This window comes from Thermodesulfobacteriota bacterium (assembly GCA_040755095.1).
Taxonomy (GTDB): domain Bacteria; phylum Desulfobacterota; class Desulfobulbia; order Desulfobulbales; family JBFMBH01; genus JBFMBH01.
The window spans coordinates 20,800-28,987 of sequence record JBFMBH010000041.1 but is presented as its reverse complement, the minus strand read 5'-3'; the positions used below and the strand labels follow the sequence as shown (position 1 = coordinate 28,987).

Annotated in this window: 8 protein-coding genes; 2 read left to right on the top strand and 6 right to left on the bottom strand. The window is 65.9% G+C overall.

Features of this window, described 5'->3' with window-relative positions:
• Positions 1-766: GAF domain-containing protein (locus AB1634_08320; GenBank protein ID MEW6219526.1), on the bottom strand; the 766-nt coding region annotated here is incomplete at its 3' end.
• Positions 767-2,153: 1,387 nt separating this feature from the next.
• Between AB1634_08320 and AB1634_08315 the strand changes: the two genes are divergently transcribed.
• Positions 2,154-3,197 carry an integron integrase gene (locus AB1634_08315; GenBank protein ID MEW6219525.1) on the top strand — a complete coding sequence of 348 codons (1,044 nt, stop codon included), beginning with the start codon at positions 2,154-2,156 and terminating at the stop codon, positions 3,195-3,197.
• A 25-nt stretch (positions 3,198-3,222) separates the two neighbouring features.
• Here AB1634_08315 and AB1634_08310 read toward each other — a convergent pair whose 3' ends face one another.
• Positions 3,223-4,149: a class I SAM-dependent methyltransferase gene (locus AB1634_08310; GenBank protein ID MEW6219524.1), complete on the bottom strand. Its 927-nt coding sequence runs from the start codon at positions 4,147-4,149 to the stop codon at positions 3,223-3,225.
• 3 nt (positions 4,150-4,152) lie between these two features.
• Here AB1634_08310 and AB1634_08305 point away from each other — a divergent pair, with 3 nt between their 5' ends.
• Positions 4,153-4,677, top strand: coding sequence for a DUF309 domain-containing protein (locus AB1634_08305; protein ID MEW6219523.1), 525 nt, complete (start codon positions 4,153-4,155; stop codon positions 4,675-4,677).
• A 188-nt stretch (positions 4,678-4,865) separates the two neighbouring features.
• On the opposite strand, the gene coaD is transcribed toward AB1634_08305, so the two are convergent.
• The 4 genes from coaD to AB1634_08285 form a co-directional block, all read right to left on the bottom strand.
• Positions 4,866-5,396 (bottom strand): pantetheine-phosphate adenylyltransferase, encoded by a 531-nt coding sequence (coaD, locus tag AB1634_08300; protein ID MEW6219522.1) that lies wholly within the window; start codon positions 5,394-5,396, stop codon positions 4,866-4,868.
• A gap of 19 nt (positions 5,397-5,415) precedes the next feature.
• Positions 5,416-5,973 (bottom strand): 16S rRNA (guanine(966)-N(2))-methyltransferase RsmD, encoded by a 558-nt coding sequence (rsmD, locus tag AB1634_08295; protein ID MEW6219521.1) that lies wholly within the window; start codon positions 5,971-5,973, stop codon positions 5,416-5,418.
• A 4-nt stretch (positions 5,974-5,977) separates the two neighbouring features.
• A complete protein-coding gene (locus AB1634_08290; protein ID MEW6219520.1) occupies positions 5,978-7,006 on the bottom strand; it encodes an aspartate-semialdehyde dehydrogenase in 1,029 nt (342 codons plus the stop codon).
• 95 nt (positions 7,007-7,101) lie between these two features.
• Positions 7,102-8,163, bottom strand: a complete 1,062-nt coding sequence (locus AB1634_08285) for a 3-isopropylmalate dehydrogenase (GenBank protein ID MEW6219519.1) — start codon at positions 8,161-8,163, stop codon at positions 7,102-7,104.
• Positions 8,164-8,188: the final 25 nt, after the last annotated feature.

The window sequence follows — 8,188 nt, the reverse complement described above, 5'->3', positions numbered from 1 at the left end:
TGCCGAGAGGTTGCTCCATGCCTTGCCTCCTTGCCCGGCAAGGCTCCACCGCCGACGGTTTGAACGTAAGCCCCAAGTGGGGTGTGCCATGCAGGATTTCCCTCAAAATGCTACCTTGCCAGGAACGCCAGGAATGATTCTCGTCGGGGATAAACGTGTAATGCACCCCCTTTGCCAAATCACCGAAGATCGTCTGCGAGCTTTTCTCTTCACGGTCGGACAGAACTGTTCGCCTTGGTACTGGTGCGACCAATCCAGCTTGTCGCCGATACTTTTGCTGTTCCTCGATCAACCTAGTGATCGCGACGAAGGCGGCCACCTGGTTGGCGACGGTCTGGCATAGCTCGACCTCCTCCTTCGAGAATAACTTGGTCCGCCCAATCGTGTCGAGGCTGATTGTCCCAATGGCTTTACCATCGGTCACCATGGGTACAATCAGTACGGATCTAATATCGAGGTCTTGGACTATTTGGCGAAAACTGGGCGACTCAGACATGAGGACGTGGTCATTTAAATCATGGACGACAATGGACTCCTGGCGACTCACAAGACTATGCTGCGAGGCCCTATCTTGGATGGGAATTGGCTCGCCCACGAGTGGCTTCGACAGCTGCGGGTATTCGGCTTCGACTATAAAGAACCGTCGTCCTTCATCCAACAAGGTGATTGTTGCATGATCCACGTCGAAAAGATCGAGGAGTGTGGCAGACATCCCTTGGAATACCTCGCGGAGTGGCTGTCCCTCCATCGGACGGGAAAAGGTCATAGCGATCTCGTGCAACTTCGCCAAGACTGAGGACACTTTGTTCATGAGAATACCTTTATGGGGTTTTGATCATCGTTTGGTAGGTTGGGTGACGAGGGAACCCCAACATTTCAACGTCGTAAATGCACACGCTATTTTCATGTCCTGGGGCGACGCCGTGGGCGTTGGGCCGAGTCGCCCCGCGCTCGCTTTGTCGCTCGTCGTCTCGCGGAGTTGTGTTTTTGTCAAGCCAAAATCCGAGGCGCTCGCGATGTCATTTCCAAAGACCGCAGGCTACTGCTCTTTGAAGTCCAAGTCGCTCCAGGCTTGTGCAGTTGCTGGCTAATCGTGAAAGTTACGAGCCCGTCGAAGAAGTCTTTGTCCGCCGCGCTCGTCTTGTCGCCGCCAAAAGGTTACGGGACCAAACGCCGGCCGTAAGCCGGTATCGCCACGCTCTTTGTGTCGCCTCTCGAAGCCGACCAGTCTCTTTCTTATAACCGGCGAACCTACTGCCGGTTGAGCGGGTGAGCCCAATCGCGGCGAAGTCAGCGCCGCGATTCCCGGCGACGGAGTCGCCGGGAACAAGCAATTCGATGGTTTCTGTGTATCTCCGCCGCGGTAGGCGGCAGTGCTTCCTGGCATGTCCCGACGGACCTCACTTGCCCTGACAGGGCTACGTTCATCCCCCCGATTTCGCTAAGTAATAGTCGGCCGGGCACTTGGTTGACAAGGGAAAAATTTTCACGCATTCTTTCCGTATATCTCCACAGTCTGGCTAGCTAACACACACAGGATATCCTCCATGCTCAACGTTTCCCCGGCCTTGCAGGCTCGATTCCTGGCATTCCTGCGGCAAAAGGCGATTCCCGGGCAAGCCCATGGCGCTTTCCTGAAATGGCTCCGTTACTACCTGGATTTCTGCGGCAAGTATCAGCTGCCGGACAGGCAAGGGGACAGCCTGGCCCCCTTTCTGGGGAAGCTCCAGGACAGGCGGCAGAACGAACAACAGCGGCAGCAGGCCTCGCAGGCGGTGTCGTTCTATCTGGAGCTGATATCTGGGGAGGAATCCAGGGAAGAGCCCCCTGGGCCACCGGGTGCGCCTGGGCGGCCGCAGGCTACCGAGGGTCCGGCGCAACGTTCTGCCCCGGAGTCGCGGACCGCGGCCGCCGCTGCAGCACCGCTGGGGGAAACGCGGTCGGTCCTTGCGCCGGCCTCTGCCGGAAAGCCGGAACAGCCGCAGGCCTCGGGGAATGGCTCCGTGGCCCGGAGGGTGCCATCCCCCGGGCAGACTTCAGCCGCCGCGGCACCTCCGGCAGGGAAGGCATGGGGCGGGGAGCCCTGGCACCGGCTCCCGGTGGCCGGGGCCACGGTTCGGGAAGCGACGGCGTTCCCGGAGCCATTGCCGCGGGTGCAGGAGCCGGCGTCACCAGCGCCGGCTTCGGCTCCGCCGACTGGCCCGGCCAGTCAGCCGCGGACAGGGATCTCCTGGAAAGGGGAATTCGACCGGCTGGCCGAGGAGATCCGGCTCCGGCACTACTCGCCACGAACCCTGCGCACATACCAGCACTGGCTGGCTAAGCTCCAGACCTTCACCCGCAGCAAGCCACCGGCCGAGCTGACGCCGGCGGACGTCAAGGGGTTTCTGACCCAATTGGCTGTGGTGCGGGGCGTCTCGGCGTCCACCCAGAACCAGGCCTTCAATGCCCTGTTGTTCTTCTTCCGCCATGTCCTCCATCAGGAGTTCGGCAAGGTCGAGGGCGTGGTCCGGGCCAAGCGCCGGCCGTACATCCCGGTGGTGCTGTCCCGGGAGGAGATCCAGGCGGTCCTGGCGTACCTGGAGGACCCTTTCGATCTGGTGGTGCGGCTTCTGTACGGCTGCGGCCTGCGGCTCTTCGAGTGCCTGCGGCTGCGGGTGCAGGACATCAATTTCTCTGCCGGGGTTCTGACCGTGCATGACGGCAAGGGCCAGAAGGATCGGACGGTGCCGATACCGGAGGCGGTGCGCTCCGATCTCCGGGCCCGGATCGAAGGCCTGAAATCCCTGCACCAGCAGGACTTGGAGCGGGGCTGCGCCGGGGTCTTTCTGGTCAATGCCCTGGAGCGCAAATACCGCCATGCGGCCCGGGAATTCGTCTGGCAGTGGCTCTTCCCGGCCAGGAGCCTGACCCGGGTGCCGGAATCCGGGGAGATGCGGCGCTACCACCTCCATGAATCCCATGTCCAACGGGCGATCAAGGAGGCGGTGGCCAAGGCCCGGCTCGGCAAGCGCGCCTCGGCTCACACCTTCCGCCACAGCTTCGCCAGCCACCTGCTGCAGGCCAACTTCGACATCCGCACCATCCAGCAGCTCCTGGGGCACAGCGACGTGCGTACCACCATGATCTATACCCACACCGTGCCGAGCACGACCATCAAGGAGGCGCGCAGTCCCCTGGATCTTTGGCCCGGCTGAGGGGCGGTGGTGCTTGGACCTGCGGTCAGCCCCGCTGGCCGACGGCGACGATGTAGTCGGTCCAGCAGCGGCGGCGGACAAAGGCGGCGGCCAGGCGGGCCAGGGGGCCGGTGCGGCCTTCCTTCATATGGTGGGACCAGGATTCCACGAGGATGGCTTGATAGCCGGCCCGGGCCAGCAGGCGGCGCAGGGAGGCGGGGCTGAAGGAATAGACGTGCCACGGGAAGCCGAAGTGCTTGAAGTCGCAGCGCTTGAGGCCCAGCCGGCAGAGGAGGGTCTTGTAGCGGTCGGCAAGGCCCCGGTGGCTGGGCACCTGGAGGAACAGATAGCCGTCCGGGCCGGTGAGACGGTGGCAGTGGGCAAGGAGCCGCAGCGGGTCGTAGACATGCTCCAGGACGTCCCAGACCACCAGGCCCTGGTAGGGCGTGGCGGGCGCGAAGTCCTCCAGGAGCTGGTTGTGGACTGTAACCCCGGTGGTGCGGCCGGCCAGGTCGGCCAGCATGCGGCTGGGCTCCAGGCCCTCGGCGGCCAGGCCCTGCTCCTGGGCCTCCCGGCAGAACAGGCCGATATGGCAGCCGACGTCGAGGATCCGGGCCCCGGGGCCGAGATGCTGCCGGACCAGGTTGACCTTGAGCCGGGCGATGTGGTACTCCTGCGGCTCCCGGCGCGGCCAGGTCTCGTAGCTCCAGCCGGCCAGGCGCTCCACATAGCCGGCGGCGAAGAAGGCCGGGCTCTCGTAGATGGCCAGAAGCGAGGCCTCGGTGAAGCGGGGCGAGGCGTAGAGGATGTCGCAGCCGGGGCAGCGCCAGATGCCCACCCCGTTGGCCTTGCGGAAGACCAGAACCGGCGGCGGCGCCGGCTGGCACAAAGGGCAGGCCACCTCCTCGGCCTGACCCGAGAATGGCCCGCAGACGAGATCGTCCCGAGCGGGCACCACCGGAGCAGCGCTCATCGAATGCCTTATTCCTCCTTTGATCCCTTTGGCGACCGCCTGGCCCGGGATCTGCGCAACCAGTTGTCCCAGGCCCTGGCCGCGGCCCTGGCCAGCGGCCAGCCGGACCCCGTGCTCGCGGTGGCGGCCGGCTTCCGGCCCCGGCTGGCGGCCGTGCACCTGGACTATCTTGACCGGCGGCTCGCCGGTTACACTACGGTTCTCGGCCGCGGGCCAGTGACAGATGACAGCGGCTGGTGGCAGGCCTTGGCCGCTTTGTGGGAGCAGGGCCTGTTCTTCGAGGTGCACGAGCTCATCGAAGGGCGCTGGCGCCGGGCCCGGGGGCAGGAGCGCGCTGCCCTGCACGGCCTGATCCTGGCCGCCGGCGCCCTGGTGCACCGGGAAGCCGGCCATGACGCTGCCGCGGTCAAGATGGCCGGCCGCGCCCGCGCCCTCTTGCCCCGGACCTCCGACCTCTCCCCCAGCCCCGCCCTGCCCGGCCTCCTCGCCGCCGTCCAGCAGGCCCTGACCGCCGCTTTCCCTCCCTGAGCCTCCCCTCGGGGTCGCCGGGCGGTTCATTCATTTTTTAGCGCCTTGCGTATGGCAACCCACAGGTCCCATGGCTCCCATGGCCCCATGGGACTTATAGGACCTATAGGACCTATGGGAGACCACCATGGCGGGCTTCCGGCGTTTCATCCATTCGGGTGTGCGCCGCGCATGGCAACTCTCCCCCCTCAGCCCGGTCCGGCCAGATACTTCCTCCTGAGCGCCTCGCAGACGTGGTCCGGCACCAGGCCGCTGACATCGCCACCAAAGCGGGCCGCTTCCTTGATGATGCTGGAGCTGATGTAGATCCAGCGGAAGCCGGTCATGAGAAAGACCGTCTCCACTTCCCGCTCCAGCCGCCGGTTCATGAGGGCGAGCTGGAACTCGTATTCGAAATCCGACACCGCCCGCAGGCCGCGGATGATGATGCGGGCGCCCCGGGTGTAGGCGAAGTCCACCAGCAGGCCGGAGAAGCTGGCCACCTCGATGCGGTCCTCATGGACGCCGAAGCAGGCCCGGGCCATGGCAAGCCGCTCCTTCAGATCGAACAGGGGCGACTTGCCGGTGCTCTCGGCCACCGCCACCACCAGCCGGTCGGTGATCATGAGCGCCCGCTGGATGATGTCCAGGTGGCCGTTGGTGATGGGGTCGAAGGTGCCGGGGTAGACCGCCAGGCGGTAGGGCAGGTCCGGCGAAACGAAGGGCTGGTAGTCGCTCATGGCAGGTGGTGGGTGGGGCCTAGCCGCAAAGGTAGAGCCAGAAGCCGGCCTCGCCGTAGCGGCGCTGGTCGGCGATGGCGAGGCGGCCGGCGAGAGCGGGCAGTTCCTGGCCGGCGGCCTCCTCGGCCACGACCCAGCCGCCCGCGGCCACCAGGCGGCCGGTGGCCAAGCCCTCCAGGGTCCGGGCCGCCAGGCCCTGGCGGTAGGGAGGATCGAGAAAGACCAGGGAGAAGCCCTGGGGGCCGGCCAGGGGCTCGAGAAAGGCCAGGCCGCGGTCGAGGTCCCGGGCCAGGATCCGGGCCCGATCCCCGAAGCCGCAGGCCTCGACGTTGCGGGCCAGGATGGCCAGGGCCTGGGGCTGGCTGTCCACGAGAACGGCACTGGCCGCGCCCCGGCTCAAGGCCTCCAGGCCAAGGGCGCCGGTGCCGGCAAAGAGATCCAGCACCCGGGCGCCGGCCACCCGCGGGCCGAGGATGGAGAACAGGGCCTCCCGGGCCCGGTCGGCGGTGGGCCGCACCGACCGGCCGGCCGGCACCGCCAGGCGTCGGCCCCGGGCCGTGCCGGCGATGATCCGCAAAACGCTAGCGGTACTCCTGGCAGAGGACCTCGGCGATCTGCACCGCGTTCAAGGCCGCGCCCTTCAGGATGTTGTCCGAGACGATCCACAGGTTGAGGCCATTGGCGATGGACTCGTCCTCCCGGATACGGCCCACCAGGGTCTCGAAGGCGCCGGCGGCATCGATGGCCATGGGGTAGACCTTGTTGTCCGGGTCGTCCGCCAGCCGCACCCCCGGGGCGCCGGCCAAAATCTCCTTGGCCACCGCTGCGGTGAGCTTCTCTTCGGTCTCGATGTTCACCGCCTCGGAATGGCCGTAGAAGACCGGTACCCGCACCGTGGTGGCGGTGACCCCGATGGTCTGGTCACCAAGGATCTTCCGGGTTTCGTGGACCATCTTCATCTCCTCTTTCGTATAGCCGTTGTCGAGGAAGACGTCGATGTGGGGCAGGCAGTTGAAGGCGATCTGGTACGGGTAGACCTGGGCCTCCATGGGCTTGCCGGCGGCATAGGCCCGCACCTGACGGTCCAGCTCCTCGATGGCCTTGGCGCCGGTGCCGGAGACCGCCTGGTAGGTGGAGACAACGATGCGCCTGATGCGGGCCCGGTCGTGCAGGGGCTTCAGGGCCACCACCATCTGGATGGTGGAGCAGTTGGGGTTGGCGATGATGCCCCGGTTGCGGTGCAAGGCGATGGCATCCGGGTTCACCTCCGGCACCACCAGTGGGATCGCGGGATCCATGCGAAAGGCGGAGGAGTTGTCGATGACCACGGCGCCGGCCGCCGCCGCTGCTGGCGCGAACTCCAGGGAACGGGCGGCGCCGGCCGAGAACAGGGCGATGTCGATGCCCCGGAAGGAGTCCTTGGTGAGCTGCATGACCGGGATCTCCTCGCCCCGGAACATGAGCTTCTTGCCCACCGACCGCTCGGAGGCCAGGAGGCGCAGGTCGTTGACCGGAAAGTCGCGGCGCGCGAGCACCTCCAGCATGGCCTTGCCCACGGCGCCGGTGGCGCCAGCCACCGCCACGTTGAATTGCCCATCATGTGCACACATGAACGATCCCCTTATGACTCCCCTCGGTTCTCCCAACCGGCGAAGCTCCTGATCTCGTCGGCTGGGGGTGTGAATCCGCCTCCGTCCGAACCCCCTTACACCGCCTGGGCCACCAGATCCCCCACCTCCCGGGTGCCGTAGCCCATGCGGCCGGCAGCCAGGCTTTTGAGGTCCTCGGCCACCACCTTCTTGATGGCGCTCTCCACCGCGGCGGCCGCCGCCGTCTCGCCCAGGAAGTCCAGCATCATCTGGGCGGCGCCGATGGCGGCCAGGGGGTTGATGACGTTCTTGCCCGTGTACTTGGGCGCCGAGCCGCCGATGGGCTCGAACATGCTCACCCCCTGGGGGTTGATGTTGCCGCCGGCGGCAATGCCCATGCCGCCCTGGATCATGGCCCCCAGGTCGGTGATGATGTCACCGAACATGTTGTCGGTGACGATGACGTCGAACCATTCCGGGTTCTTGACCATCCACATGCAGGTGGCGTCCACGTGGGCATAGTCGGTTTGGATGTCCGGGTACTCCTTGGCCACCTCATAGAACGCTCGTTCCCAGAGGTCGAAGGCGAAGGTGAGGACATTGGTCTTGCCGCACAGGGTCACCTTCTTCCTCTTGTTGCGCCGGCGGGCGTACTCGAAGGCAAAACGGATGCAGCGCTCGGCCCCTTTCCGGGTGTTGATGGACTCCTGCACCGCCACCTCGTCCGGGGTGCCCTTCCGGAGCACACCGCCGGCGCCAGCATACAGGCCCTCGGTGTTCTCCCGCACCACCACGAAATCGATGTCCGCCGGCCCCTTGTTCTTGAGGGGGGTGTCGACGCCCGGGTAGAGGATCACCGGCCGCAGGTTGATGTACTGGTCCAGGGCGAACCGGAGATGGAGGAGGATGCCCTTCTCCAGGATGCCTGGCTTGACGTCCGGGTGGCCGATGGCGCCCAGAAAGATGGCCTGGTGCCCGGACAGCCGCTCCACGGCGTCGGCCGGCAGCACCTCGCCGGTGCGCAGGTAGCGGTCGCCGCCGTAGTCGTAGTCGGTGAGGCTCAGGTCAAAGCCGAACTTGGCGGCCGCGGTCCTAAGAACCTTCACGCCTTCGGCCACCACCTCCGGGCCGGTACCGTCGCCGCCAATCACCGCGATGTTGTAAGTCTTCGTTGCCATGGGTCTTCCTTCCTCAGTTTGCCGG